This window comes from Zhihengliuella sp., assembly GCF_031178195.1.
Classification (GTDB): Bacteria; Actinomycetota; Actinomycetes; order Actinomycetales; family Micrococcaceae; genus Zhihengliuella.
In genome coordinates this window covers 78,289-103,664 of sequence record NZ_JAPSJL010000008.1, presented here as the reverse complement: position 1 = coordinate 103,664, position 25,376 = coordinate 78,289, and the positions used below count along the sequence as shown (strand labels likewise).

Here is a 25,376-nt window from a genome sequence, read left to right as displayed (position 1 = left end):
CCGGCCCGGATCCAGCGCGCTCCGGACCGTTGCTCTCGGCGGGCGGCCTCTACCGCCGACGACGCCGGCCGTGCCGCTTCACCGTCACCCCTCCCGCTCCCCCGCCGTCTGACCGGCGTGGAGCAGCCGCATGAGCTTGGCGGGAAAATAGATGGAGAGGAAGATCAGCATCGGGATCCGCAGCCGCGGCTCGCGGATGCTGTGGGCCCGGTAGGTCCGGTCGAAGCGCAGGACATAGGAGCGGTAGTCGCGCGGTGAGTCGTCGAGGCGACGCGCCGACATGCCGGCGACCAGGCCCGGCACGTAGCGGATCGGCATCCGGTGGCGGGCCATGTGGACGGAGAGGTCGATGTCCTCGTGGAACGCGTCGTCCTCGTCCCGGCAGACCTCGTGGCGGAGGATCCCCCAGGCGGAGGCGCGCAGGGCCATGTTGGATCCGAAGAGGAAGTGGTACCGCCCCGAGACGGCCCGGAGGGAGAGACGACGGAGGCTGTCGTCGGCCCGCAGGCCGAGCCGGCGCAGCGGCATGTCGTAGTAGTGCACCGGACCGGTGGCGCCCATCACCGCCGGATCCGCGAAGCATTGCACCACCCGCTCCACCCAGTCCGGCTCCAGGAGGGAATCCGCGTCGATCCGGCCCAGGACCTCCCCCGTGGCGGCGTCGAGCCCCGCGTTGCGGGTGGGGACCAGTCCCTGCTCCGCGTCCTGCCGGAGCAGCCTCAGCGGCGCGTCGGGGCGCTCCCCCATCAGCTCCGCGACGACGGTCCGCGTCCGGTCGGTCGAGCGGTTGTCGACCACGATGACCTCGTGGGCGGGGACCGACTGCTCCAGCGCCGCGGTCACGCAGCGCCGGATGATGCGCTCCTCGTTGTACGCCGGGATGATGATGGAAACGCTCGGGCGGCCGCTCACAGGGGCCAATCTACCCGGAACAGGGAAAGGGCAGGCGCTGGACGGATCCCTCCGCCCAGCGCCTGCCCTGCCGCTCCCCGGGGAGCTACTTGCTGCTGTCGCCCTTGATGGCTTCGCGGACCTCCTCGACGGTGGCCTCGGCCTCGCCGACCGCCTTGTCGGCGGCCTCGCGCACCGGCGACTCCTCGACGGAGTCGGCAGGCACCGGCGCCGGATCCACCGGGCTCGGGGTCTTCCACGGGTCCTCGACCGGCTTGGAGGCGCGCCATGCGGCCACTCCGGCGGCGACGGCCGCCGCGACCACCAGGCACACGATGAAGCCCTTGCCCCGGCGCTTCTTGGACTTCTTCAGGTCCTTCGACGCCTGCTTGGCGGCCGAGACGGCGGCCTTGCGGGCCTTCTTCAGGGCCTTCTTGTCCTTGGTCACCGTGGCGACGGCCTCCTGCAGCGGGGCGGCCACCTTCAGGTGCTCGAGCTTGTGCGCCGTGAAGTCGGCGGCATCGCCCAGCTTGGAGCTGGCGGCCGGGATGTAGCTCCCCACGACGGCGTCACGGGCGTTGTGGAGGGCCGGCGTCGCCTTGTCCAGCGTGCGCTGGAGCCTCGGCGACGTCTCGTCGACGAACCGGGAGATCTTCGGCGCCGCCTGGTTGATGGAGTCCTGGAGCTTCGGCGTCACCTTCGCGACGCCGTCGGACAGTTCGACGGCGGCGCGGGCGATACCGGCCTGGAGCTTCGGCGAGGCGACCTCGATGCCGCGCTCGATGCGCGGGGCGGCCCAATTGACGGCCGCGTCGACGCGCGGGGCGGCCCAGTCGCGTGCGCCCTCGACCGTATGCGTGACGGAATCGCCCAACTCGCGGGTAACACGTTCTGTCTTCTTCACAGGTTTCCTCCCGAAGTGCTTGCGGTTCTGGCCCCAGCCTACGCCGTAGGCCCCGGGCGGACCACGATTCTCAGGACACTGCCAGAGCTGTCTCCGGAATTTTCACTCACCGCGTAGGGGACTCCCAGATGCGGGCCCCCTACGCGCGGGAGGTGCGTGGAAGAATGGCGGTATGACTGCAATCCCCACGCACAAGGCAACCATCCACACCAACGAGGGCGACATCAAGGTCGACCTCTTCGGGCACCACGCCCCCAAGACGGTCGAGAATTTCGTCGGCCTGGCGACGGGCGAGCGCGAGTGGACGCACCCGGAGACCGGCGAGAAGAAGACCGGCACCCCCCTGTACAACGGCACGATCTTCCACCGCATCATCGCTGACTTCATGATCCAGGGCGGCGATCCGCTGGGCAAGGGCTTCGGCGGCCCGGGCTACCAGTTCGAGGACGAGATCCACCCGGAGCTGGACTTCACCGCGCCGTACAAGCTGGCCATGGCCAACGCCGGCCCGGGCACCAACGGCTCGCAGTTCTTCATCACCACCATCCCCACCACGTGGCTGCAGGGCAAGCACACGATCTTCGGCGAGGTCGTCGACGAGGACTCGCGCGCCGTCGTCGACAAGCTGAACCGCGTCTCCACCGACGGACGTGACAAGCCCCGCGAGGACGTCGTTATCGAGAGCGTCGACGTCGTCGCCGTCTAGGTCCCGCTCGTGCGCGACCGCCCCGCACGGCCCTCCCGGGTCGCGCGGGCGGCCCCGCCGGCCAGCCGATCGGTCCCGTCGCGAGTCTTCGCACGGGACCGACGCTCGTTAAGCACCCTCGCGCCCTCCCCGACGACGTATAGCCCCGCAGCACAGCACCATCGGAACCAGAGAGTGGAAGCCATGTCCTACGGACTGCCCAACGACCCGCCCCGCGATCCCCACGGCCCCGCCTACGGCCAGAGCGCCGGCGCCCCCGTCTGCCCGCGGCACGGCGACCGCCCGAGCTACGTCCGGTGCCAGCGCTGCGGTCGGCCCGCGTGCGCCGAGTGCCAGCGTCCGGCGCCCGTGGGCGTGCAGTGCGTCGACTGCGTCCGCGAGGCCAACCGCTCGGCCCCGGTGGCGCGGACCGCGTTCGGCGCGCGCCCCACCGACGGCCGCCCGCTGGTGACGTACACGATGATCGCCCTCTGCGTCGTCACCTTCCTCGCGCAGTGGGCCGTCCCCACGCTGTCCAACAGCCTGCTCTGGGCCGGCGTCTACATCCTCAGCGAGCCCTGGCGGATGATCACCTCGACGTTCCTGCACTCGCAGGGATTCCTGATGCACATCGCCTTCAACATGTACGCGCTCTGGATCATCGGCCGTGTGCTCGAGCCCATGCTGGGACGACTGCGGTTCGCCCTGCTGTACCTGCTGTCCGGCGTCGGTGGCTCGGTCGCGGTCCTGCTGCTCGATCATCCCCTGCAGGGCGTCGTCGGCGCGTCCGGGGCGATCTTCGGGCTCTTCGGTGCGCTGCTGATCGTCACCCGCGCCCGGGGCGGCAACTTCGTGCCCATCCTGATCATCGTGGGCATCAACCTGGTGATCGGGTTCATCCCCGGCTTCAACGTGTCCTGGCAGGCGCACCTGGGCGGCCTGCTGACGGGTGCGGCCGTCGCCGCGGTCGTCACGCTCTCGGTACGACGCCGGCCGTCGGCCGATCCGGAGCTCTCCCCCGTCGCTGCCGCCGCCGTCCGACACCGGCGCCGCAACACGGTGCAGATCGCGGGCTTCGTCGCGATCGCGCTGATTCTCGTCGCTCTCACGTGGTGGGGAGCGAGCACCGTGCCGGAGCGCATCTACGCGCTGTAGGGCCGAAGGGGTGCGCCGCCCGAGGCTTGTCCACACGGCTTGTCCACAGTGTTAATAACTCACAGCGGTGTCATTCGCTCCCGGCCCTTCACACTCCGCCTGGCGCGGATCCCCTCCAGCGCGGGCCAGCGAGCGAGTGGCACCGCTGTCGTGCGTCATTATTCACACATCTATCCCCACCTGTGGATAACTGCCGTGCACACGTGTGAAGCCATGAGAGCCATCCTCCGGAGGGACGCGTGGTCGAGATGGTCCGATCGAGCGACGGTCTGCTCCCCGCCGCGCGGATCCGGGCGACCAGCGGGTGCTGCCCGTCCAGGGCTGCAGCCCCGGCGGAACGCTGTCCACAGCGATTGTCCACAGTGTTAATAACTTACAAGCGTGTGATTCGAAGGTTTCGAGGGCACCGGGGCGGCGAGATGGCAGCGAATCGAACACACTTTCCCACAGCACTGTCCCCAGTTGTGGATAACTTCCGTGCACAACTGTGGGCATCCGGTGTGAACGGTGAAGAACACCCCGTCGCGGCCTTCCTCTGGCGGGGAGGACGTCGTAGGCTGATGGTTGGGAATTATCAATCAGTCTTGACGGGCCGGGTCCCGGCCCGATATCTCACAGGGAAGTAGAGCCATGAGCGCACCTCGCCCAGAGGGCACCGCGTCGTCCACGGAGACGGCCGCCGAGACGATGGCCCGTGACACTTCGGGCAGCGCTGCGCCGGTCCGCGCATCCGTCGGACCGCCCCGGGCCATCGGCGTCGACGACCTCGAGGCATGGTCGGTCCTCCACAACGCCGTCGGGGCTTTCGACGACAGCGGGGAAGTCGCCAATGCGGTCCAGATGGGGGAGATGCTGAGCATCCCGGGCCGGGACCCGGAGCTGGATACCTTCTCCTGGTGGGACGGCGCCACGATGATCGCCTCCTCCACCGTCTCCGTCCGCGAGGCCGCCAAGGACGGCGTCGCCAAGGCCAATCTCGACGGGGGAGTCCACCCGGACTTTCGCGCCCGCGGTCTCGGCGGGGAGATCCTCGCCCGGGGGGAGGCGCGGATCCGACGGCTCGCCGCTGCGCGGCACCCGGGGCTGCCGGTGCAGATCGACCTGTGGAACACGCTCACCAACGATGGCTACCAGGAGCTGGCGGTCGCTCACGGCTACGAGGCCGTCCGCTACTTCCTGGACATGCGCATCGACCTGGCGGTCTGGACGCCGCCGGAACCTTCCGACCACGCTGCCGAGCCGGTCCGCATCACCGAGGCCCTGAGTCCACACGTCCACCGGGCCCACCTCGACGCGTTCCGCGATCACTGGAACTTCACCCCCGGCAGTATCGAGAAGTGGAAGCACTTCGTCGGCGGCAGCGCCTTCCGGCCCGAGTTCAGCCGCCTGGCGCTGGATCCGAGATACCCCGAGGACCCGGTCGATGCCTACGTCCTGAGCGAGGAATGGGACGCAGGAGAGATCTACGTGGCGCTGGTGGGGACCCGACGGCGCGCGCGGGGGAGAGGACTCGCCTCGGCACTCCTGACGGACGTCGTCCGGCAGGCGCGGGCCGCGGGGTACGAGCGGATCGAGCTCGGTGTCGACTCCGACAGCCCCACCGGCGCCGTCGGCCTGTACGAACGGATCGGGTTCCGCCCCATTCGGCGGAGTGTGGAGTACAGCAAGGTCGTCGAGCCCCTCCGAGCACCCCAGGAGACGGCTACAGCGGGTTGACGACGAGCAGCGTGGCGAGTGCGAACATCATGACCGCAACGCCGGCGTCCAGGACGCGCCAGGCCGCCTGTTGGGCGAAGAGCGGCCGCAGGTAGCGGGCACCGAGCCCCAGCGCGCTGAACCAGAGGACGCTCGCAGTCATGGCACCGCCGCCGAACCACCACCGTGCGGTGTCGCCGAGCTGCTCGCCGCGGGCCGCCGCCACCGAGCCGAGGAGCACCACGGTCTCCAGGTACACCTGCGGATTCAGCCAGGTGAGCGCCAGCGCGATCAGCACGGGGGCCCGCCGCCCGGCACCGGAGGGCCCGGCGGGCGAGGTGCCCGCGGTCTCGTCCACCGTGAGGGCCGCCGGGCGTACGGCGCGGCGTACGGCCATGACGCCGAAGGCTGTCAGGAACGCCGCACCGCCGAAGCGGGCGACCTGGAGGATCCACGGGGCCGAGAGTACGAGGGACCCGAATCCCGCGACACCGGCTCCGATCAGGAGGACATCGGAGGCGATGCAGACCGCCACCACCGGGAGCACGTGCTCGCGGCGGATGCCCTGCCGGAGGATGAAGGCGTTCTGGGCGCCGATGGAGACGATCAGCGACAGGCCCATCGCCAGGCCGGAGGCCGACGACAGGAGCCAGCTCATGGATGCCATTCCTGAAATGCCCGCGAAACAAATACCTTCGATGGCATATACGCTAGTCGGCGGGGATTGGGGGACCCATCAGCAGCAGTGCCACCGTGATGAGGGCGACCAAGAGGACACCGACGACGAGTGCCGTCACCGGCCGGGCGAGGCACCAGGCCTGCAGCCGCTCGACGAGTCCACGGGGAGCTTCCGCGGTTCCCCCGCCCGAACCGGGAGCCAGACGCCAGGCGGCGGAGAGGCGCCCGGTGCGCAGGGTCCAGCGCTCGAACGGCAGGGTCGCGAACGGGATCACGGCGGACACGAGAGCCATGACGCCGACACCGACGCTCCAGCGCTCGTTCACCCAGACGAAGAGGCTCGTGAGGACGTAGGCGACGGTGGCGACGCCGTGGATGGTCCCGAAGATGGAGACCAGCACCTCGGTCACACCGGTGTACTTGAAGGCCATGCCGATCAGCAGGAGGGCCCAGGTGATCACCTCTACCAGCGCGACGGCACCGTAGAGTCCCCGCGGCGAGGGGAGCGCTCCGGATGCGGCCGCTGCCGGCCGCGGATCTGCGGTGCGCTGGCCGGACGGCACGCGGTCAGGCATGCCAGCGCGTGGTCATGAAGAAGCCGACCATGGCGATGCCGAAGCCGATCACGATATTCCAGCCGCCGATCGACATGATCGGGAAAAGGCTCTGCGTCACGTAGTAGACGATGATCCACAGCAGTCCGAGGATCATCGACCCGAACATGATGATCTTGTACCAGAGCGGCAGGGGCATGCGCTCCGTCGCGGCCGCCGGATCGGCCTGGCGGCGGGCCTTCCGGCGCGTCTTGGACTCGGGCACGGCGGACTCCTGCGGGTCGTGGCGGACGGTAGTCTGGCTACACCATACTAGCTAACCCGCCCGGTCGAAGGCGGGCCTCAGGAGCGCACATGGCAGATCGAACCCGCGGGCGACGACGGCGGTCGCCGGCCGCCCGGGTCGCCGGGCTGCTCGGCGAGCTGCTCATCACCCTCGGCGTCGTCCTGATGCTCTACGTGGTCTGGGAGCTGTGGTGGACCAACCTCGAGGCCGGCCGCCAGCAGGGCCAGGCCACCAGCCGGCTCCTGGAGGACTTCGGAGACGCGGCACCGGCTCCGGAGCCGACCGGGCGGCTGCTCTCACCGGAGGAGCAGGCTGCGGCCGATCGTGCAGAGTTCGGGGAGCCGCCGGCCGCCGCGGGCGGCGAGGGGACCTTCGCCCTGCTCTACGTTCCGCGCTTCGACGACGACTACGTCCGGCCGGTGAGCACCGGCGTCGGACTCGACGTGCTGAACACCGTGGGGATCGGCCACTACCCGCAGACGCAGCTGCCCGGCGAGCCGGGGAACTTCGCCCTCGCTGGCCACCGGCAGACGCACGGGCAGGTGTTCTACGAGATCGACCAGCTGACCGACGGAGACCGGCTCTACGTCCAGACCCGGGAGGGCTTCTACCAGTACGAGTACTCGGACACGGAGATCGTCAATCCCGGGGCCTCGGAGGTCCTGCTCCCCGTCCCGCACCAGCCGGACGCCGAACCCGAGTGGAACATCCTCACGCTGACCAGTTGCCATCCGATCTTCAGCACGGCCCAGCGCATCATCGCCTACGCCGAGCTGGAGTCCTTCCGGCCCGCGGAGGCGGGACCGCAGGACCAGATCCGCGAGGCCTACGCCGCCGCGGACCGGGGCTCGGCCTCGACCGGCTGAGCCTTCCCCTCGACCGCACCCCGAACGCACCGACGACGAGGAGTCACTGTGTACGCCTGGTTCTTCCGGACCCTGCCCGGCCCCTTCTGGCTGCGCGTCCTCATTAGCGTCGCCCTCCTCGCCGGCGTCATACTGGTCCTGTTCGTGTACGTGTTTCCCTGGGTCAGCGGCCGTGTGAGCCTGTGGACCGATTCGACGATTGGCTGGGTCCTCCTATGACCGCACGCATTCTGGTCATCGACAACTACGACTCGTTCGTCTACACGCTGGTCGGCTACCTCCAGGAGCTGGGCGCCGAGACGACGGTCGTGCGCAACGACGACGTCACCCTCGAGGAGGCGATCGAGCTCGCCGCGGGACGCGACGGCGTCCTCCTCTCCCCGGGCCCCGGCAACCCCGCCGAGGCCGGCGTGTGCATCGAGATGGTGCGCTGGTGCGGAGCGGCCGCCAAGCCGATGCTCGGCGTGTGCCTGGGGCATCAGGCGCTCGCGGAGGCCTACGGCGGCGTCGTCACCCACGCCGAGGAGCTCATGCACGGGAAGACGTCGCTGGTCGAGCACGACGGCACCGGGCCCTTCGCGGGCCTGCCCAGCCCGTTCACCGCGACGCGCTACCACTCGCTCGCCGCCGTCCGGGACACCATCAGCGACGACCTGGCGATCACGGCGTGGACCACGGCGTCCCAGAACGCTCCCGGCGGGGTCGTCATGGGCCTGTGCCACAAGAGCGCTCCGCTGTGGGGCGTCCAGTTCCACCCCGAGTCCGTGCTCACGCAGGGCGGCTACCAGATGCTCGGGAACTGGCTCGAGAGCCTCGGGCTCGAGGGTGCCGCCGCCCGCGCCGCGACGCTGAGCCCCCTCATCAAGTAGTCCCCGGTCGAGCAGCCCCGCCCGGGGGACCTCCGGGCCGAGCCGTCGGGCCCTCAGCCCTCGTCGGGCCGCTTGGTCTGCCCGGGGGCCTCCGAGCGGCCCGGGGCCTGGTCGCTGTTGCCCGGGGCCTCCGAGCTCTCCTCCGCCGGCTCCGAGGACTCCTCGGCTGACTCGCTGGGACTCGGCGACTCGGACTCCTCCGAAGGCGTCGGCTCGGCCGGAGCGGCGGGCTCGGTGGCCACGGTGATCTGCACGACCCCGCCCTGCTCGATGTCCGCGCCGGCCTCCGGGGACTGCCCGGTGATGGTGCCCGGGGGCAGGACCGCGTTGGTCTCCTCGACGACCCGCAGGGACAGTCCGACGGCGGGGTCGGACACCAGCGCGTCCGCCTCCTCCACCGTGAGCCCCTCGGCCATCAGGTCCGGGACGGAGACCCGGCCCGTGGAGAGGGTGAGCTGGACGGTGCTGCCCGCCTGGACCCGCTCGCCGAAACCCGGGTTGGTGGACAGGACCCGGTCCTGCGGGACGGTGGCGCTGTTCTCCTCGCGCATCTCGGTGTCCACGACGAGCCCGAGATCCTCGAGCGACGCGCGGGCGGTCGACTCGGTCGCCCCGCCGAGGTCGGGGATCTCCACCGACTCAGGCCCCTTGGACACGACGAGCTCCACTGGCGAGTCGACGCGCACGGACTCGCCCGAGCCCGGGCGGGTGCCCACCACGAGGCCCTCGTCGACGTCGTCGCTGAACTCCTCGACGATCCCCCTCACGCGCAGATCCGCGTCGATGAGGCGGTTCTGCGCCGTGGTGGGATCCAGCCCCGCGACCGCCGGGACGGACACCTGGGCGTTGGCGGCCTGCACCTGCTGCGACCAGTTCCAGAGGTAGGCGGCGCCGCCGGCGAGGACGAGGATGACCAGGACGGTCGCGAACACCGCCCAGCCGCGTCCGCGCCTGCGGTCCTCGCCGCGATGGCCGGGGGCCCCGCCGAGGTGGGAGCCGTCGTCGTACGTGAGCGCGCCCGCGTGGTGGTCCTCCCCGTCCTCCGGAGTGGCGGCATGCGCCTCCCGGTGGGCCGGCCCGGCCGCGGACGACGCCGGGATGGCCGCCGTGGCGGCCGAGGACACCGCGAGCGCCTCGGTGCGGGCGTCGTCGTGCCCGACGACGGCGGGATGGAGCTGGGTGGCCTCGGGATCGCCGCCGCGGCGGGCCTGCTCCAGGGCGGCGGCGAAGGCGGCCGCGTCCGGATAGCGGTCCTCGCGGTCCTTCTGCAGCGCGCGGGCGATGACGGTGTCCAGCGCGCGCGGGACGTTCTCGTTGAGGGCGCTCGGCGACGGCGCAGCCTCCCCGACGTGCTGGTAGGCCACGGCCACGGGACTGTCGCCGACGAACGGCGGCCGGCCGGTGAGCAGCTCGAAGAGCAGGCAGCCGGTGGAGTAGATGTCGCTGCGCACGTCGACGGTCTCGCCGCGCGCCTGCTCGGGGGAGAGGTACTGCGCCGTGCCGACGACCGCCTGCGTCTGCGTCATCGTGGCGGAGGCGTCGGCGAGGGCCCGGGCGATCCCGAAGTCCATCACCATGACGCGGCCGTTGTCCGCGACCATGACGTTCGCCGGCTTGATGTCTCGGTGGACGATCGACTTGCTGTGGCTGTACGTGAGGGCGGAGAGCACCCCGAGGGTGTAGTCGACGGCGTCGTCGACGCTGACCTCGCCGTCCTTGAGCAGGTCGCGGAGCGTGCGGCCGTCCACATACTCCATGACGATGAAGGGCACGCTGCTGGTGCCCTCGTTCCCGCGGTCGTCCGGCACCTGCTCGTCGCCGGTGTCGTACACGGCGACGATCGCCGGGTGGTTGAGTCCCGCGACGGCCTGGGCCTCACGGCGGAACCGGGCCTGGAAGACCGGGTCGCGCGCCATGTCGCGGCGCAGGAGCTTGATGGCCACCTCGCGCCCCAGCCGGATGTCGCGGGCCCGGTAGACGTCGGCCATGCCGCCGCGCCCGATGAGGGAGAGGACCTCGTAGCGGTCGTTCAGGACTTTGTTCTGGGTCATCTAGCTGCTGGGCGAGGTCGTGGCCGTGGGGCCGGCCGAGGCGCCCGGCTGGGCCGACTGGCTGGGTGTGGGGTCCGGCGTCTCGCTGGGCTCCGGACCGGTCGAGACGACGTAGGCGACCTCGGAACCCGGGGCGACCTGCGATCCGCTGGAGGGATTGACGCTGAGGACGGTGCCGGCCGGCTCGTCGCTGGCCCTGCGCTCGGCGCGGACCGGGCTCAGGTCCGCTTCCTGCAGGGCCCGGCGGACCGCGTCCTCGCTCTGGCCCACCAGGTTCGAGGGAACGGTCACCTGCTCCGGCTGCTCGGGCGCCACCGAGTAGACCAGGGTGACGGTCTGCCCGACGCGGACCTCGCCGGTCGGCGACACGTCCAGGACGGTGTTCTCGGCCTCGCTGCTCTCCCGGCCCTCCGTGTCCACCCGGAGGCCCCGGTTGATCAGGTCCTGACGGGCGGCCTCCAGCGGCTGGCCGATGTAGTCGTTGGCCCGGACCGTGACGGTGTCCGGCTCGTCCTCCGTCTCGCTGGGCGGCGCCGAGGTGGTCTCCGGGGCGGTCTCGCTCTCGGATGGCGACTCCGACGGCGTCTCGGACTCGGTCTCGCTCGGGGACGCCGAGACCGACGACGACGGCCGGGGCTCCGGATCGTCGTCGGACCCGGTCAGCAGCGGGAAGAGCCAGGCGCCGAGCAGCGCGAAGACCACGAGCGCGAGCAGCGCGATGAGCGGCCACGTCCAGGGGCTGCGGCGCTCGCGCGCGAGCTGCTGGTCCTCGCCGGCGTCGTCGTGCTCGGTGTCCTCCCAGTCGTGGCTGGCCCCGACGATCGAGTTGAAGTCGCCGCCGGCGGCGGCCCCTGCGGCGGCGCCCGCCCCGACGGCCGGGAGCTCCGACGTCGAGGGGTTGGCCTGGCCGGGGACCACGCGGGTCTGCGCCTGGGTGGGAGCCTCGCCCGTGCCGATTGCCTGCGTGGCCGCCGTGTCGGTGACGAAGTTGAGCATCCCGGGCACCGCGGCGACGGCGGCGCTCCTGTTGCCGGCGCGCAGGGCGTCGGCGGCCTCCGCCAGCTTGTTGGCGTCGGCCGGGCGGTCCGCGGGGTCCTTGGCGAGCATGGACATCAGGAGTGCCCGGATGTGCGGGTCGATGTTGTCCGGCAGCGGCGGCGGCGTGTCGTTGACCTGGGCGAGGGCGATCGCGATCTGGGACTCGCCGGAGAACGGGCGGCGCCCGGCGACGCACTCGTACCCGATGACGCCGAGGGAGTAGATGTCGCTGGAGCCGGTGGCCTGCTGGCCCGTCGCCTGCTCGGGCGAGAGGTACTGGGCGGTGCCCATGACCTGCCCGGTCGCGGTGAGCGGGACCTGGTCGGCCAGGCGCGCGATGCCGAAGTCGGTGATCTTCACGCGCCCGTCCGGCAGGATCAGCAGGTTTCCGGGCTTGACGTCGCGGTGGACCAGCCCGAGCTCGTGGGCGGCAGCGAGCGCGCGGGCCGTCTGGGCGACGATGGAGAGCGTGCGGTCGGTGGACAGGACCCGCTCGCGCTCGATGATCGCGGAGAGGGGCTTGCCGGGGACCAGCTCCATGACCAGGTAGGCGGATCCCTCCTCCTCGCCGTAGTCGAAGACGGAGGCGATGCCGTTGTGGTTCAGGAGCGCGGTGTGGCGCGCCTCGGCACGGAAACGGCGGAGGAACCCCGGATCGCCGGTGTACTCCTCCTTGAGGATCTTGATGGCGACGATCCGGCCGAGGACCTGGTCCTGCGCCTTCCAGACCTCGCCCATCCCGCCGATGGCGATCCTGTCCGTCAGCTTGAACCGACCGCCAAGGGTGATACCCGATGTAGGCCTCACTTGTTGAACACCGCCTCTAGGATCTTCTTCATGTTGGGACTGGTCAACGAATGGCCGGTCTCGTAGTCAATGTTCGGCACCATGATGGTCACGGCATACTGGGGATCGTCCGCCGGCGCGAACCCGGTGATCCACGAGTTGACGTTGTCGCTGTCCCCGCCGATCTGCGCGGTTCCCGTCTTGGCGGCCACGTCCAGGCCCGGCACCCGGGCCGCCGCGGCGGTGCCGCCGTCGAGCGGTTCGCGCATCAGTTCGGTGACCTGGTCCGCGACCTCCGGCGTGGTCGCCGTGCTGAACTCCTCCGGCTGCGGATCCTCGAGGACCTTCAGGTCGGGCGCGATGATCTGATCGATGAGGTTCGGCTTCATGATGACGCCGTCGTTCGCGATGCCCATCGACACCATGTTCATCTGCAGGGCCGTCGCGGCGACGTCGTACTGGCCGATGGAGGACAGCGCGAGCAGCGCGGGATCCAGTTCCTGCGGGAAGCGCGACGGCTCGACGCGCTGCGGGATGCTCAGCGGCTGGCCGAAGCCGAACCGCTCGGAGACGTCCCTGAGCGCGTCCTCGCCGACCGTCGCCGCGATCTGCGCGAACGGGGTGTTGCAGCTCTGGGCCACGATGAAGCGCAGCGACGCTTCCTCGGGCCGGCGCTCGCAGATGCCTTCCTCGAAGTTCCTGAGGGGCGTGCTCGAACCCGGCAGGTCCAGACTCGGCGGGTTCGGCAGTTCGGAGTCGACGTCGTACTCGCCCGACTCGAGCGCGGCCACCAGGTCGAGGATCTTGAACGTGGAGCCGGGGGCCACCAGGTCGGCGATCGCGGGGTTGCGGTACGGGCTGAACCCCGGGCGCTCCTCGATGGCCTGCAGGTTCTCCTGGGCCTGCGCCGTGCTGGGCACGGTGAGCAGGTTGGTGTCGTAGGACGGCTTGGAGACCATGGCCTGGATGTCGCCGGTCCTCACGTCGGTGACGACCGCCGTGATCGGGACATCGTCGGGCAGGATGTCGTAGATCTCCTGCTGCAGCGCGCCGTCGATGGTCAGCTCGACGGACGCGCCCTCGGTGGAGGAGCCCGTGAAGAGGTTGAGGAGGCGGTCGAACGCCTGCTCGTCGCTCCGGCCGGCCAGGTACTCGTCCATGACGGACTCCAGGTGCGTGGAGCCGGCCGCCAGCGAGTAGAAGCCGGTCAGGTGCGAGTAGAGCAGCGGATCGTGGTAGACGCGCTGGTACTCGAACTGCCCCTGGTCCGTGCGGACCGACTCGGCGATCGGACTCCCGTCGACGAGGATGGCGCCGCGCGCCATGTCGAAGTCCTGGTAGAGCTGCCGCCGGTTGAGCGGATTGGCGTTGAGCTCGTCGGCGGTGAAGAACTGGACGTAGGTGAGGGACCCCATGATCGCGACGAAGAGGACCATGAGCGCGATCCACGTGTTCCGGATGGCCTGGTTCATGCGTTCCCCCCGTTCTTGGTCAGGACCGCCACGTCCTCGGTCGTGGGCAGCGGCTTGCGGGCGTTGTTGGAGATCAGCAGCAGCAGCGCCACGATGATCCAGTTGGACAGCAGCGAGGAGCCGCCGGCCGAGATGAACGGCGTCGTCAGCCCGGTCAGCGGGATCAGCCGCGTGACGCCGCCGATGACCACGAAGCACTGCAGGCCGATGATGAACGAGAAGCCGGAGGCGAGCAGCTTGCCGAAGGCGTCCCGCGTGCCGAGGGCGGCGCGGATGCCGCGGCTGACGATCACCACGTAGAGCAGGACGATCGCGATCACGCCGATCAGCCCGAGCTCCTCGCCGAGCGCGGAGATGATCATGTCCGAGTTCGCGTACGGGACCAGGTCCGGCCGGCCGTTGCCCATGCCGGTGCCGAACAGCCCTCCGTTCGCGAGGCCGAAGAGGCCCTGCACGATCTGGTGGGAGCCGCCGGCGGCGTTGATCACCTCGGGGTCGAAGGCGTTCAGCCAGCCGTTGATGCGGCGCGTGACGTGCCCCATGAACTGCGCGGCGAGGACCCCGCCGACGGCCACGAGGCCGAGCCCGATGAGGATCCAACTGATGCGGGCCGTCGCGACGTACACGACGCACATGAACAGACCGAAGAAGAGGATGGCGGTGCCCAGGTCGCGCTGCAGGATCAGGACGCCGATGCTGATCAGCCACGCGAGGACCATCGGTCCGAGGTCCCGGACGCGCGGCAGCTGCAGCGGGCCGATCTTCCGTCCGGCCAGCAGGATGAGATCCCGGTTGCTCGAGAGGTAGCCGGCGAAGAAGATTGCCAGCGTGATCTTGGCGAGCTCGCCGGGCTGGAAGGACATCCCGGCGATGTTCACCCAGATCCGGGCGCCGTTGATCTCGACGCCGAGGCCCGGGATGAGCGGCAGGACCATCAGGAGGCCGGAGAGCGCCAGGAAGATGTAGGTCGCCCGGCGCAGGATCCGGTGGTCGCGGATCGCCCAGACGACGGCGATGGCGGCCGCGATGGCCACGCCCGTCCACAGCAGCTGCCGGTTCGCCGCGGTGTCCCCGGAGGCGATGTCCAGCCGGTGGATCATGGCGATGCCGATGCCGTTCAGCGCGACGACGCACGGGAGGATGATCGGGTCCGCGTACTTGGCCCAGATGCGCAGCACGATGTGCATGAGCAGGGCGAGCACGAGCAGGATCCCGCCCTGCTTCACGAACTCGGGGGAGAGGCCCTCCGGCGCGGTCAGGCCGGCCAGGTAGCCGGCGCCGACGGCGACGCCCGTGGCGAGGAAGAGCAGCCACAGCTCGGTGTTGCGGCGGGAGACGGGGGCCGTCCGGAGGTCACTCATCGACGTCCTCCACACAGTAGGCGGGGAGATTGGCGGGGGCCGCCGCCGACTCGTCCTCGGCGGGCACGACGACGGGGCAGGACCGCCGGGCGGTCACGAGCAGCTCGTCGACCATCTCCTGGGCGTGCGCGAGGTCCCGCGCGGGCAGGGAGTTCTTGAGCCGCTGCTGGGTGTAGGCGGGGAGCGCGTCGAGCGGGATGTCCGTCACCGAGGCGACTTCGGAGAGCTTCACGGGTCCCAGGTCCTGCGAGACGCCGTTGAAGATCGCCACCCGCCCGTTCTCGTTGCCCACGTAGTACTGGGTCTGCGTCCACAGGTAGCCGAACCACAGCACCGCGATGAGGATCAGCGACATCAGCGTCAGGAACGCCGGCATCAGCCAGCGCCGTCGTGGTGACAGCTCCTCCTGGAGGTGCTCCAGGGCCTCCGCCTCCTGCTGGGGCGTCTTGTGCATGAGCAGTGCCGCGGCGCGCTTCTGCGCGGACCGCGTCGTGACCATGGGGATGTGGCCGGTCTGGGTGGCCAGGTACGCGGAGCCCACCAGCACGTGGGGCCGGTTGTTCATCTCGTGGCGGATGATCGCGGCGCTGGCCTCGAGGTCCTCGGACCCGGTGATCCGCTCGAGCATGCCCGTGTCCGGCGCGGATTCCTCGGGCGCCGCGGGGGCCGGGGGGAGCACGGGCGGTGTGCCGTCGTCCTCGGCGACCTCGACGACGACGACGGTCACGTTGTCCGGCGACCCCCGGTCGAGGGTGGTCTGCACCAGGTCGTCGGCCGTCTCCTGCAGGTCCTTGGTGCCGCGCACGATGCGCTCGATGATCGCGTCCGGCACGACGGCGTTGAGCCCGTCCGAGCACAGGAGCCAGCGCTCGCCCGGAGTGACCGGGAACTGTCGGATGTCGAGCTCGGGGCTGGCGTCCGAGTCCCCGAGGACGCGGAGCAGGACATTCTTGTGCGGGTGCGTCTCGGCGTCGGCCGGGGAGAGGCGCCCCTCCTCGACCAGTCGCTGGACGAAGGTGTGGTCCCGGCTGACCTGCTCGAACTTTCCATCCCGCAGTCGGTATGCACGTGAGTCGCCGATATGCGCGTACTGGAATGTATCGCCCGTGAGGAGGAGCGCGGTCACGGTGGTGCCCATGCCGGAGAGCTTCGGGTTCTGGCTGACCAGCTCGTTCAGGATGGAGTTGGCCGTCTGGATCTCGTCCGGCAGGACCGTCTCCGGGTCCTCGGTGGTGTGCTGGTCCAGATGCACCAGGTCCAGGACGGTGGAGGCCGAGGCGACATCGCCGCCGACGTGGCCGCCCATGCCGTCGGCCACGACCGCGAGGTAGCGGCCGGCGTAGGCGGAGTCCTGGTTGTTGGACCGCACCTTGCCGACGTCGGAGGCGGCCGCGAACCGCAGGACCAGAGGCTTGCTCTGACTCACGTCAGGGCCTCAGTTCCATCACGGTCTTGCCGATCCTGATGCGCTGGCCCGGCTCCACCGGCTGCGCGCGGGTCAGCGGGGACTCGCCGAGGTAGGTGCCGTTCGTCGAGCCGAGGTCCTCGATGAACCAGCGGGAGCCCTGCGGGAAGAGGCGTGCATGGCGTGCGGACGCGTAGTCGTCGACCAGGACGAGCGTGGCCTCCTGGGCGCGGCCGAGCAGGATCGGGCTGGCGGCCAGCTCCACCTCGGTCCCCGCCTGGGGCCCCTCGATGAGGACGAGGCGGTGGACCGTCTGCCGGGGAGGCGACTGCGGGGAGGCCGCCGGGGCCTCGGACTCCGCGGGTGCGCTGGCGGTCCGGGCCCGCTTGCCGATCATGAGGTCGCGTCGCAGGGCGCCGAGCACGCTGAGGATCAGGATCCAGAGGAGGATCAGGAAGCCGAGGCGCAGCGCGGTGAGGGCGAGTTCTGTCACGAGCGTTCTCCAGAGCTTTGAGGCAGCAGTCGGAACGTGATGCGGGAACGACCCATCGTGATGATGGAGCCGTCGAACAGCTCCGCGCGGCCGTCGATCCTCTGGCCGTTGACGTAGCTCCCGTTGGTGGAGCCCAGGTCGACGGCGTACGTGCGGCCGTTCTCCTGGCGGATCTCCAGATGTCTGCGGGAGACGCCCGTGTCGTCCACGGGGATGTCGGCCTGGGACGAGCGGCCCAGGATGATCGAGTCGGAGTTCAGCCCGTACCGCTTGCCGCCGAACTGCAGGATCGGCTGTGTGCGCTGCGTCCCGCCCGCGGGGGAGGGCGCCGGAGCGGACGGCCCCGGGGCCGCGGGGCTCGGGGCGGGAGCGGGCGACTGCGCGGAGGACTCGCCCTCGCGGGCGATGGAGGCCGCCACCTGGATCTCGCCGTCGCGCAGTTCCTCGTCCTCGCGGAAGGCGACGGACACGTCGCCGGTGAGCGCGTAGTGCTGTCCCCGGGCGTGCTGGACGACGACGTCGCACAGCTCCTCGGGGAGGGCGGAGCCGAACTTCTTGATCCGCTCGAAGTCCGGCCCGGACAGGGACACCTGGAAGTCGTTCGGGGCGATGGTCCGGGTCTGCGACACCGTGAGCGTGCCGTGGTCCATCTCGTTGCGGATCTTGCTGGCGATCTCCACCGGCTGGACCCCACCGCCGCCGGAGCCGCGGAACACGCTGGTCACGAGTTTCTCGAGGCCGCGCTCAACGTTGTCTACCAAGCCCATTGGCGCTGCTCCTTCCTGCGTTCTCCGTCGGTTCCCGTTCCCCCCGCACCGGGGCCGGGCACGCCGTCCAGCGGCACGCACGACTCCGACGCCGGAGGGTGCGGCGTTGGGTCGATACTACTTGCCACGCCTGAGGCCGCGGTCGGGCCCGGTCTCGTCCGTCCCCAATCGCAACGAAACCGCAACCGCGCGGGTTCCCGGCCGACGCCGCGTCATCCCGGCCCGGACGCCGCGTCCGGGCCGCTCCCCACCGTACCGATTAGGAAGTTGGCACCGGGCATGCTTATGATTGTTCTCGCTGTTCGGCGAGTGATCGACGAGCACAACTCATGCGCGAGTGGCGGAATTGGCAGACGCGCTGGCTTCAGGTGCCAGTGCCCGCAAGGGCGTGGGGGTTCAAGTCCCCCCTCGCGCACACAGTTTTCATAGCAGAAGGACCGGTCCTCCCACGGGGAGGGCCGGTCCTTCTGCTTGCGGTCCGCATGACATCCGCCACGATTCGCCCACGGGACCCCTCCGGATCCCTAGAATTGAAACGTCTCGGCCAGCGCGCCTGCGCCGCCGGGCAGAACCCTCGACAGCGCCGTCGCACTTATCTGTAATGTGGATCACATGCATAGACTGGCTCGAGCGGCCGGCCCCGACGGGCGGCCGCGAGGACCAGGACCGTCGCGCGGAAGGAGTTCAGTGGCTGAGAAGACCCCGCACCAGAATGTCTCGTTCGAGTCGGAGGGCCGCCAGGCCCACGGGTACATCGCGATCCCGGAGGACGGCAGCGGACCAGGCGTCATCGTCGTCCAGGAGTGGTGGGGCCTGACCGACCACATCCGCGACGTGGCCGACCGCCTCGCCGCGCACGGCTTCGTCGCGCTGGCTCCGGACCTCTTCGGCGGCTGGACCACGCACGACGCCGACGAGGCCGGCGAGATGATGGCCAGGCTCCCGGCCGAGGAGGGCGCGCGTCTGCTCGCCGGAGCCACCGACTACCTGCTCGCCCGCGACGAGGTCACGAGCCGCACGGTCGGGGCCATCGGCTTCTGCATGGGCGGCGGGTTCGTCCTGGCGCTCGCGGCGCAGCAGGGCGAGAAGGTCTCGGCCGCGGTCCCGTTCTACGGTGTCGGCCAGGCCGTCCCCGAGAGCTACACCGGCCTCGCCGCGGCCGTGCAGGGCCACTACGCCGTACGGGACTCCATGTACCCCGTGGACCAGGCGCGCGAGCAGGAGGAGCAGATCCGCCGCGAGTCGGGCACCGACGTCACCTTCCACTACTACGACGCCGACCACGCGTTCCACAACGACGAGAACACCGCCGGCAACTACGACCCCGAGAACGCCCGGTTGGCGTGGGACCGCGCCGTCTCGTTCCTGCGCGCGAACGTGGAGTAGTCCGGCGCGGCCCGCGGGCCCTCACCGATTTCGAATTCGGAGCCCTCCCGGGCTCGACCACCAAAGGAGAAGCACATGTCCGGAACTGTCATCGTCGGTGTCGACGGAAGCACCACGTCTTTCAAGGCGGCGACCCGCGCCGCCACCGTGGCCGCCGGCCTCGGCGCCCCCCTCACGGTCGTCACCGCCTACGCCAAGGACAGCACCGAGGTCGTGGAGATCGGCAATGACACCTGGGTCCTGGACAGCGCCGAGCAGGCCGAGAAGCTGACCAACCAGGTCGCGTTCAAGCTGCGCGAGGTCGTGCCCGGCGCGACCATCCAGACCAAGGCCCTCCGCGGGAAGCCGACCGACGCCCTCGTGACGGCCGCCGAGGACCTCGAGGCGCAGCTGATCGTCGTCGGAAACGTCGGCATGAAGGGCCTGGGCCGCCTGCTCGGCTCGGTCGCCACCTCGGTCGCGCAGAACGCCCCCTGCGACGTCTACATCGTCAAGACCGACCGGTAACCTTCGCGGGTCCGCCTCGACGGCGGGCACGAGGAGGTCGACGGCGCCGCACCCGCACGGGTGCGGCGCCGTCGTCGTCCCAGGAGGCCCTCGCCGGGCGGCCGGCGATCGCCGCGGCTGCCCGGACCGCGCCCGGGCCCACGTCACAGAATGCCGGAATCGGCCTTCCGCATAGCGAGAGCGTCCGAGCGCCGCTACGTTGTGCAGTGAACCCAACGCTGTGTGCCGGTGCTGCGCCATGCGCCGGCGCAGTCCCCACGATCCATCAGGAGGCCACGTGCACAACATCGAGAACCTGCGTCAGGAGGTGCTCCAGCGCAATCCGGGCGAGACGGAGTTCCATCAGGCCGTCGCCGAGGTCTTCGGAGCGCTGGCACCGGTGGTCGACCGCCACCCCGAGTACGTCGAGGCCGGCATCCTGCGCCGCATGTGCGAGCCGGAGCGGCAGATCATCTTCCGCGTGCCGTGGGTCGACGACCAGGGCACGGTCCAGATCAACCGCGGCTTCCGGGTGGAGTTCAACTCGGCGCTCGGCCCGTACAAGGGCGGCCTGCGCTTCCACCCGACGGTCTACCTCGGCATCGTGAAGTTCCTCGGGTTCGAGCAGATCTTCAAGAACGCCCTCACCGGCATGCCGATCGGCGGCGGCAAGGGCGGGTCCGACTTCAATCCCGCGGGCCGCTCCGAGGGCGAGATCATGCGCTTCTGCCAGTCGTTCATGACGGAGCTCTACCGGCACATCGGCGAGTACACCGACGTCCCGGCGGGCGACGTCGGCGTCGGCTCGCGCGAGATCGGCTTCCTCTTCGGCCAGTACAAGCGGATCACCAACCGCTTCGAGGCAGGCGTGCTCACCGGCAAGGGCGTGAGCTGGGGCGGGTCCCTGGTCCGGCCCGAGGCCACCGGCTACGGCGCCGTCATGTTCGCCGACCACATGCTGCGCACCCGCGGCCTGGGCATGGAGGGTCAGCGCGTGGCCGTCTCCGGCTCCGGCAACGTGGCGATCAACGCCATCGAGAAGTCGCAGCAGCTCGGTGCCGTCGCCGTGACGGCCTCCGACTCGTCCGGCTTCGTCGTCGACGAGGACGGGATCGACGTCGAGCTCCTCCGGGAGGTCAAGGAGCGCCGGCGCGGACGCATCGCCGAGTACGCGCAGCTGCGCGGCGGGCGCTCGCGCTTCGTCTCCGAGGGCAGCGTCTGGTCCGTGCCCTGCACCATCGCCCTGCCGTCGGCGACCCAGAACGAGCTCGACGAGGCGGACGCGCGGCGGCTCGTCGAGAACGGCGTCCTCGCGGTCGCCGAGGGGGCCAACATGCCGTGCACCCAGCGCGCCGTGGAACTGTTCGCGGAGGCCGGCGTCCTGTTCGGCCCGGCGAAGGCGGCCAACGCGGGCGGTGTCGCCACGTCCGCCCTGGAGATGCAGCAGAACGCCAGCCGGGACTCGTGGAGCTTCGACTTCACCCACGACCGGCTGGAGCAGATCATGGGCGATATCCACGACCGCTGCCTCGAGACCGCCGAGGAGTACGGCTCGCCGGGCAACTACGTGGCGGGCGCGAACATCGCCGGCTTCGTCAAGGTCGCCGACGCGATGCTGGCCCAGGGCCTGGTCTGAGCTGGAATAGGCTGAGCGGCGTGGAAGACAACAGTTTGCGCGTCGCGTACGTCCCCGGGGTCACCCCCGGCAAATGGCTCTCCCGCTGGCGGGACCGGCTCCCCGACGTGCCGCTGGACGCCGTCCTGCACGACGCCGGCGACCCCCGCGCGCTGCTGGACCTCCCGGCCGACGACCCGGCGCGGGCCGACGTCGTGTTCGTCCGGTCCGCGGCGGGGGAGCGCCTCGCCGGCGACCTGCACCACGCGATCGTCCTCTACGAGGAGCTGCCCGTGGTGTGCGCGCCGCGCGAGCACGAGGTGGAGCTCTACGACGACGAGGTGCCCCTGGAGGATCTCGCGGACCAGACGTTCCTGGACCTCGCCGACTACCCGCCCGAGGTGGGCGGGGCGCGGATGGCGATCGAGGTGGTCGGCACGGGTGCCGGCCTGGTGATCGTCCCGATGTCCGTCGCGCGGCTGTACCACCGTAAGGATGTGGTCCACCGGGTCGTGGCCGGCGCCGAGAAGACGGCGGTCTCGATCGTGTGGCGGCGGCCCTCGCTCTCCGATCCGGCGTTCGACGACCCGGAGAGCGCCGAATCGAAGCGGCTGCGGCTCATCGAGGAGTTCGTCGGCGTGGTCCGGGGGCGCAGCCCCGAGTCGTCCCGGCAGCCCTCGGTGCGCCAGCGCCAACAGGAGGAGGCCGCCAAGGCGCAGAGGAAGCGCCAGGCCTCGGCGCCCGCGCGCGGCACCGGTGCGGGGAAGGCCGGGGCCAAGTCCGCAGGCGGCAGGGCGCCGTCGAAGCCCGGCCGCGGGTCCGGCGGCAAGTCCGGCGGGAAGGGCCGAGGCCGGCGTTGAACGGCCGGGCGGACGACAGAGCGAAGGGGGTGTCCCCCGGCCTGGAGCCGGGGACACCCCCTTCGTCGGTCCGCGCCCGTGATGGGTCCCGGGCGAGTTCGGCGCCGCGTCAGCCCAGCGAGGCCACCCCGTAGATCACGGCCGCGATGACGAAGGCCATCAGGGCGATCAGCGTCTCCAGGACGGTCCACGTCTTCAGCGTGGTCTTGACGTCCATGTCGAAGAAGCGGCCGACCAGCCAGAAGCCGGAGTCGTTGACGTGGGAGGCGATGACGGAGCCGGCGGCGACCGCGATGACCATCGAGGCCAGCTGCAGCTCGTTCAGGTCCGCGGCCAGGACGGCGGAGCTGAGCAGGCCGGCCGTGGTGGTCAGGGCGACGGTCGCCGAGCCCTGGGCCACGCGGATGATGCTGGAGATGAGGAAGCCGGCCAGGATCAGCGGGATGCCCAGGTCGCCGAGCACATCCTCCAGTGCAGCGCCGATGCCGGAGGTGCGCAGCACACCGCCGAACATGCCGCCCGCACCCGTGATGAGGATGACCGAGGCCACCGGGCCGAGCGCCCCCTCGAGGGTCTGCTCGATCGCCGTCTTGCCCATGCCGCGGCGGATGCCGATGGCCAGGACGGCGACGAGGAGCGTGATGAGCAGCGCGACCGGCGTGGAGCCGACGGTGAGCAGGAACTGGAACCAGCCCGACTCGGAGGCGGACTCGGAGACCACGCCGGCGGAGGCGAGCGTGCTCAGGCCGGTGTTCAGGAAGATCAGCACCAGCGGCAGGAGCAGCAGCGAGACGACGACGCCGAACTTCGGCGGGTTGGCCTCGTGCTCGGCACTCGCCTCGCCCAGGATGTTCGGGATGGGCAGCTGCCACTTCCGGCCGGCCCACTTGCCGAACAGGTAGCAGGTGACGTACCAGGTCGGCAGCGCCACGAGCAGGCCGATGATCAGGACGTAGCCGACGTTCGCCTCGAAGAAGGCGGAGGCGGCGACGGGGCCGGGGTGCGGCGGCACGAAGACGTGCATGACTGAGAACGCACCGGCGGCCGGCAGACCGTAGAGGAGCACGGATCCGCCGAGACGGCGGGCCACCGCGAAGACCACGGGCAGCATGACCACGAGCCCGGCGTCGAAGAAGATCGGGAAGCCGAACAGCAGGGAGGCGACGCCGAGCGCGAACGGGGCGTGCTTCTCGCCGAAGGTGTTGATGAGCGTATCGGCGAGGACCTTGGCGCCGCCCGACTTCTCGACCAGCCGGCCCAGCATGGCGCCGAGGCCCACCAGGAGGGCGACGCTGGCCAGCGTCGACCCGAAGCCGGAGGTCAGCGTGTCGATCACGGAGCCGGCGGGGATCCCCGTGGCGAACGCCGTCAGGAGGCTGATGAGGATGAGCGCCACGAACGCGTGGACGCGGAGCTTGATGATGAGGAACAGGAGCAGGAGCACGGCCGCGCCGGCGATGGCCAGCAGTGGTCCGGCGCCCAGGGTCTGGGTCCAGCCTTCGATTGTCATGGATTCTCCGTTGATTCTCTGACGTGGTCGCTCAAGCGCTCTGGGCGCTCGCGCGGTGGTTGTTCTGGGTGTGGTCGTCGATGACGGCCAGGGCGCGGTCCACGAGGTCCTCGATCGTGCCGTCGTTCAGGATCCGCGCACCGGCCTCGTCGGCGGCGAGCGGCTCCAGGGTCTTGAGCTGGCTCGGGAGCAGGCTCGGCGGCATGAAGTGGTCGCTGCGCGCGGTGATGCGCTCGGTGAGCACCTCCGGGTCGCAGTCGACGTGGAGGAAGAGGACGACGCCGTCGGCCTCCCGGAGGAGGTCGCGGTAGGAGTGCTTGAGCGCCGAGCAGGTCACGACGCTGCCGCGGGCGTCGTCGTCGTGCGCCTTGGCGCTCATCCAGTCCCGCATCTCGCGCAGCCACGGCCAGCGGTCCTCGTCGGTGAGTGCCACGCCGCGCGACATCTTGTCGATGTTCGCCTGCGGGTGGAACTCGTCCGCCTCGGCGTAGGGGAGCCCCAGCCGCTCCGACAGCTTCTTGGCGAGGGTGGTCTTGCCGGATCCCGAGACACCCATGACCACGAGGTGGGTGGCGGTGCCGGTGGGGTGGGAGGACATGGAGGCTCCTTGTGGACGTCGTTGGCCGTGCGGTGGTGCAGGTGCGTCGGTCCCCGGGCTCCGGGTCCGGCCGGCGGCCGGGGATCCCTGGGTCCAACAGTGCCGCCTCGGAACGGGTGTGACCAGCCCCTCAGCGGCGATTCAGAAAAGATAGCACCTTTTCGCCGATAAGGTAATACCAATCACAGGACTTAGGATTCTCCCATGCCCTTCGACGATGCCGCCGACCTGCTCCAGCACCCGATCATCGAGGTGCTCGGACAGGAGATCGTCGACGGCGTCCACGCCCCCGGCGTCCGGCTCACCCTGGAGTCGCTGCAGGGGCGCTTCGGGGTCTCGCGCACCGTGGCGCGCGACTGCATGCGCGTCCTGGAGTCCCTGCGCATGGTCCACTCGCGCCGCCGCGTGGGACTGGTGGTCCTGGAGCCGGAGCACTGGACCAAGTACGACCGCCGCGTCATCCGCTGGCGGCTCTCCGGCCCCGGGCGCGAGCGCCAGTACGCCGAGCTCACCGAGCTGCGCATCGCCGTCGAGCCCCTCGCCGCCGCGGGCGCCGCCGTCCGCGCCAGCGCCGAGATCCGGCACGAGCTGCAGGGCCTCGCGCGGCAGCTGCGCGTCCTCGGCGAATCCGGCCGGCTCGAGGAGTTCCTCGCCGTGGACATCGCCTTTCACCAGCTGCTCCTGGAGGCGAGCGGGAACTCCATGTTCGCCGAGCTCACTGGCGTCATCGCGGAGGTCCTGGCAGGACGCACCCACCAGGGCCTGATGCCCCTGCAGCCGCAGCCGGAGGCCCTCGCGGAGCACGAGGCGGTCGCGGACGCCGTCGGACGGCGCGACGGGGCGGGCGCCGAGACGCACATGCGCTGCCTCGTGGACGAGGTCCGCCGCGCGCTCGCCGACGACCTGCCGCCGCACTGACGCCGCACGGGACCTGCGCCGCGGCGGCGGGCCGCCGGACCGCTAGA

General features: G+C 70.5%; 25 protein-coding genes and 1 tRNA gene. 12 read left to right on the top strand and 14 right to left on the bottom strand.

Features of this window, described 5'->3' with window-relative positions; translation table 11 throughout:
• Positions 1-84: 84 nt before the first annotated feature.
• Positions 85-912: a glycosyltransferase family 2 protein gene (locus RIN46_RS11805; RefSeq protein ID WP_309081780.1), complete on the bottom strand. Its 828-nt coding sequence runs from the start codon at positions 910-912 to the stop codon at positions 85-87.
• 85 nt (positions 913-997) lie between these two features.
• Positions 998-1,795 (bottom strand): hypothetical protein, encoded by a 798-nt coding sequence (locus RIN46_RS11800; RefSeq protein WP_309081779.1) that lies wholly within the window; start codon positions 1,793-1,795, stop codon positions 998-1,000.
• Positions 1,796-1,967: 172 nt separating this feature from the next.
• Between RIN46_RS11800 and RIN46_RS11795 the strand changes: the two genes are divergently transcribed.
• The 3 genes from RIN46_RS11795 to RIN46_RS11785 all read left to right on the top strand — a co-directional run bounded on the left by RIN46_RS11795 (position 1,968) and on the right by RIN46_RS11785 (position 5,351).
• Positions 1,968-2,501, top strand: coding sequence for a peptidylprolyl isomerase (locus RIN46_RS11795; RefSeq protein WP_309081778.1), 534 nt, complete (start codon positions 1,968-1,970; stop codon positions 2,499-2,501).
• Between the two features lie 183 nt (positions 2,502-2,684).
• Positions 2,685-3,635, top strand: coding sequence for a rhomboid family intramembrane serine protease (locus tag RIN46_RS11790; protein WP_309081777.1), 951 nt, complete (start codon positions 2,685-2,687; stop codon positions 3,633-3,635).
• A 630-nt stretch (positions 3,636-4,265) separates the two neighbouring features.
• Entirely contained in the window at positions 4,266-5,351 is a 1,086-nt protein-coding gene (locus tag RIN46_RS11785; RefSeq protein ID WP_309081776.1) for a GNAT family N-acetyltransferase, read from the top strand.
• On the opposite strand, the gene RIN46_RS11780 is transcribed toward RIN46_RS11785, so the two are convergent.
• From RIN46_RS11780 to RIN46_RS11770, 3 genes are read right to left on the bottom strand one after another with little or no spacing between them, the layout of a single operon-like run.
• Positions 5,338-5,997 carry a LysE/ArgO family amino acid transporter gene (locus RIN46_RS11780; protein ID WP_309081775.1) on the bottom strand — a complete coding sequence of 220 codons (660 nt, stop codon included), beginning with the start codon at positions 5,995-5,997 and terminating at the stop codon, positions 5,338-5,340. The genes RIN46_RS11785 and RIN46_RS11780 overlap by 14 nt on opposite strands.
• A gap of 43 nt (positions 5,998-6,040) precedes the next feature.
• Positions 6,041-6,583: a DUF3817 domain-containing protein gene (locus tag RIN46_RS11775; RefSeq protein ID WP_309081774.1), complete on the bottom strand. Its 543-nt coding sequence runs from the start codon at positions 6,581-6,583 to the stop codon at positions 6,041-6,043.
• On the bottom strand, positions 6,576-6,827 hold the full coding sequence (locus tag RIN46_RS11770) for a cell division protein CrgA (RefSeq protein WP_309081773.1): 252 nt from the start codon (positions 6,825-6,827) through the stop codon (positions 6,576-6,578). The genes RIN46_RS11775 and RIN46_RS11770 overlap by 8 nt, the downstream gene beginning before the upstream one ends.
• An 89-nt stretch (positions 6,828-6,916) precedes the next feature.
• Between RIN46_RS11770 and RIN46_RS11765 the strand changes: the two genes are divergently transcribed.
• Genes RIN46_RS11765 through RIN46_RS11755 form a run of 3 tightly spaced genes read left to right on the top strand, consistent with a single transcriptional unit; the run spans position 6,917 to position 8,583 of the window.
• Positions 6,917-7,714 (top strand): class E sortase, encoded by a 798-nt coding sequence (locus RIN46_RS11765; RefSeq protein WP_309081772.1) that lies wholly within the window; start codon positions 6,917-6,919, stop codon positions 7,712-7,714.
• Between the two features lie 48 nt (positions 7,715-7,762).
• Positions 7,763-7,933, top strand: a complete 171-nt coding sequence (locus tag RIN46_RS11760) for a hypothetical protein (RefSeq protein WP_309081771.1) — start codon at positions 7,763-7,765, stop codon at positions 7,931-7,933.
• Positions 7,930-8,583 carry a gamma-glutamyl-gamma-aminobutyrate hydrolase family protein gene (locus RIN46_RS11755; RefSeq protein WP_309081770.1) on the top strand — a complete coding sequence of 218 codons (654 nt, stop codon included), beginning with the start codon at positions 7,930-7,932 and terminating at the stop codon, positions 8,581-8,583. Before RIN46_RS11760 ends, RIN46_RS11755 begins: the two co-directional genes overlap by 4 nt.
• A 53-nt stretch (positions 8,584-8,636) precedes the next feature.
• Here the strand turns inward: RIN46_RS11755 and pknB are convergent, their stop codons facing one another.
• Genes pknB through RIN46_RS11720 form a run of 7 tightly spaced genes read right to left on the bottom strand, consistent with a single transcriptional unit; the run spans position 8,637 to position 17,956 of the window.
• Complete coding sequence (gene pknB, locus RIN46_RS11750; RefSeq protein ID WP_309081769.1) at positions 8,637-10,634, bottom strand: Stk1 family PASTA domain-containing Ser/Thr kinase; 1,998 nt, start codon at positions 10,632-10,634, stop codon at positions 8,637-8,639.
• Positions 10,635-12,479 carry a protein kinase gene (locus tag RIN46_RS11745; RefSeq protein WP_309081768.1) on the bottom strand — a complete coding sequence of 615 codons (1,845 nt, stop codon included), beginning with the start codon at positions 12,477-12,479 and terminating at the stop codon, positions 10,635-10,637.
• Entirely contained in the window at positions 12,476-13,930 is a 1,455-nt protein-coding gene (locus RIN46_RS11740) for a penicillin-binding protein 2 (RefSeq protein WP_309081767.1), read from the bottom strand. The genes RIN46_RS11745 and RIN46_RS11740 overlap by 4 nt, the downstream gene beginning before the upstream one ends.
• Positions 13,927-15,291, bottom strand: coding sequence for an FtsW/RodA/SpoVE family cell cycle protein (locus tag RIN46_RS11735; RefSeq protein WP_309081766.1), 1,365 nt, complete (start codon positions 15,289-15,291; stop codon positions 13,927-13,929). Before RIN46_RS11735 ends, RIN46_RS11740 begins: the two co-directional genes overlap by 4 nt.
• A complete protein-coding gene (locus RIN46_RS11730; protein ID WP_309081765.1) occupies positions 15,284-16,717 on the bottom strand; it encodes a protein phosphatase 2C domain-containing protein in 1,434 nt (477 codons plus the stop codon). Before RIN46_RS11730 ends, RIN46_RS11735 begins: the two co-directional genes overlap by 8 nt.
• Position 16,718: 1 nt before the next feature.
• The gene (locus RIN46_RS11725) at positions 16,719-17,189 is read right to left on the bottom strand and encodes an FHA domain-containing protein (protein ID WP_309081764.1); all 471 of its coding nucleotides are present in this window, start codon (positions 17,187-17,189) and stop codon (positions 16,719-16,721) included.
• Positions 17,186-17,956, bottom strand: coding sequence for a DUF3662 and FHA domain-containing protein (locus RIN46_RS11720; protein WP_309081763.1), 771 nt, complete (start codon positions 17,954-17,956; stop codon positions 17,186-17,188). Before RIN46_RS11720 ends, RIN46_RS11725 begins: the two co-directional genes overlap by 4 nt.
• Before the next feature lie 331 nt (positions 17,957-18,287).
• Between RIN46_RS11720 and RIN46_RS11715 the strand changes: the two genes are divergently transcribed.
• The 5 genes from RIN46_RS11715 (at position 18,288) to RIN46_RS11695 (ending at position 22,303) form a co-directional block, all read left to right on the top strand.
• Positions 18,288-18,371 (top strand) — tRNA-Leu (locus tag RIN46_RS11715).
• A gap of 272 nt (positions 18,372-18,643) precedes the next feature.
• A complete protein-coding gene (locus RIN46_RS11710) occupies positions 18,644-19,342 on the top strand; it encodes a dienelactone hydrolase family protein (protein WP_309081762.1) in 699 nt (232 codons plus the stop codon).
• Positions 19,343-19,417: 75 nt separating this feature from the next.
• The gene (locus RIN46_RS11705; RefSeq protein WP_309081761.1) at positions 19,418-19,849 is read left to right on the top strand and encodes a universal stress protein; all 432 of its coding nucleotides are present in this window, start codon (positions 19,418-19,420) and stop codon (positions 19,847-19,849) included.
• Positions 19,850-20,126: 277 nt separating this feature from the next.
• On the top strand, positions 20,127-21,464 hold the full coding sequence (gene gdhA / locus RIN46_RS11700) for an NADP-specific glutamate dehydrogenase (protein ID WP_309081760.1): 1,338 nt from the start codon (positions 20,127-20,129) through the stop codon (positions 21,462-21,464).
• Positions 21,465-21,484: 20 nt separating this feature from the next.
• Positions 21,485-22,303, top strand: coding sequence for a LysR family transcriptional regulator (locus RIN46_RS11695; protein ID WP_309081759.1), 819 nt, complete (start codon positions 21,485-21,487; stop codon positions 22,301-22,303).
• Between the two features lie 109 nt (positions 22,304-22,412).
• Here the strand turns inward: RIN46_RS11695 and RIN46_RS11690 are convergent, their stop codons facing one another.
• Both RIN46_RS11690 and RIN46_RS11685 read right to left on the bottom strand, forming a co-directional pair.
• Entirely contained in the window at positions 22,413-23,813 is a 1,401-nt protein-coding gene (locus RIN46_RS11690; RefSeq protein WP_309081758.1) for a GntP family permease, read from the bottom strand.
• A gap of 31 nt (positions 23,814-23,844) precedes the next feature.
• Positions 23,845-24,411, bottom strand: coding sequence for a gluconokinase (locus RIN46_RS11685; RefSeq protein WP_309081757.1), 567 nt, complete (start codon positions 24,409-24,411; stop codon positions 23,845-23,847).
• A gap of 204 nt (positions 24,412-24,615) precedes the next feature.
• Here RIN46_RS11685 and RIN46_RS11680 point away from each other — a divergent pair, with 204 nt between their 5' ends.
• Positions 24,616-25,329: an FCD domain-containing protein gene (locus RIN46_RS11680; protein WP_309081756.1), complete on the top strand. Its 714-nt coding sequence runs from the start codon at positions 24,616-24,618 to the stop codon at positions 25,327-25,329.
• The last annotated feature ends 47 nt before the right edge of the window (positions 25,330-25,376 follow it).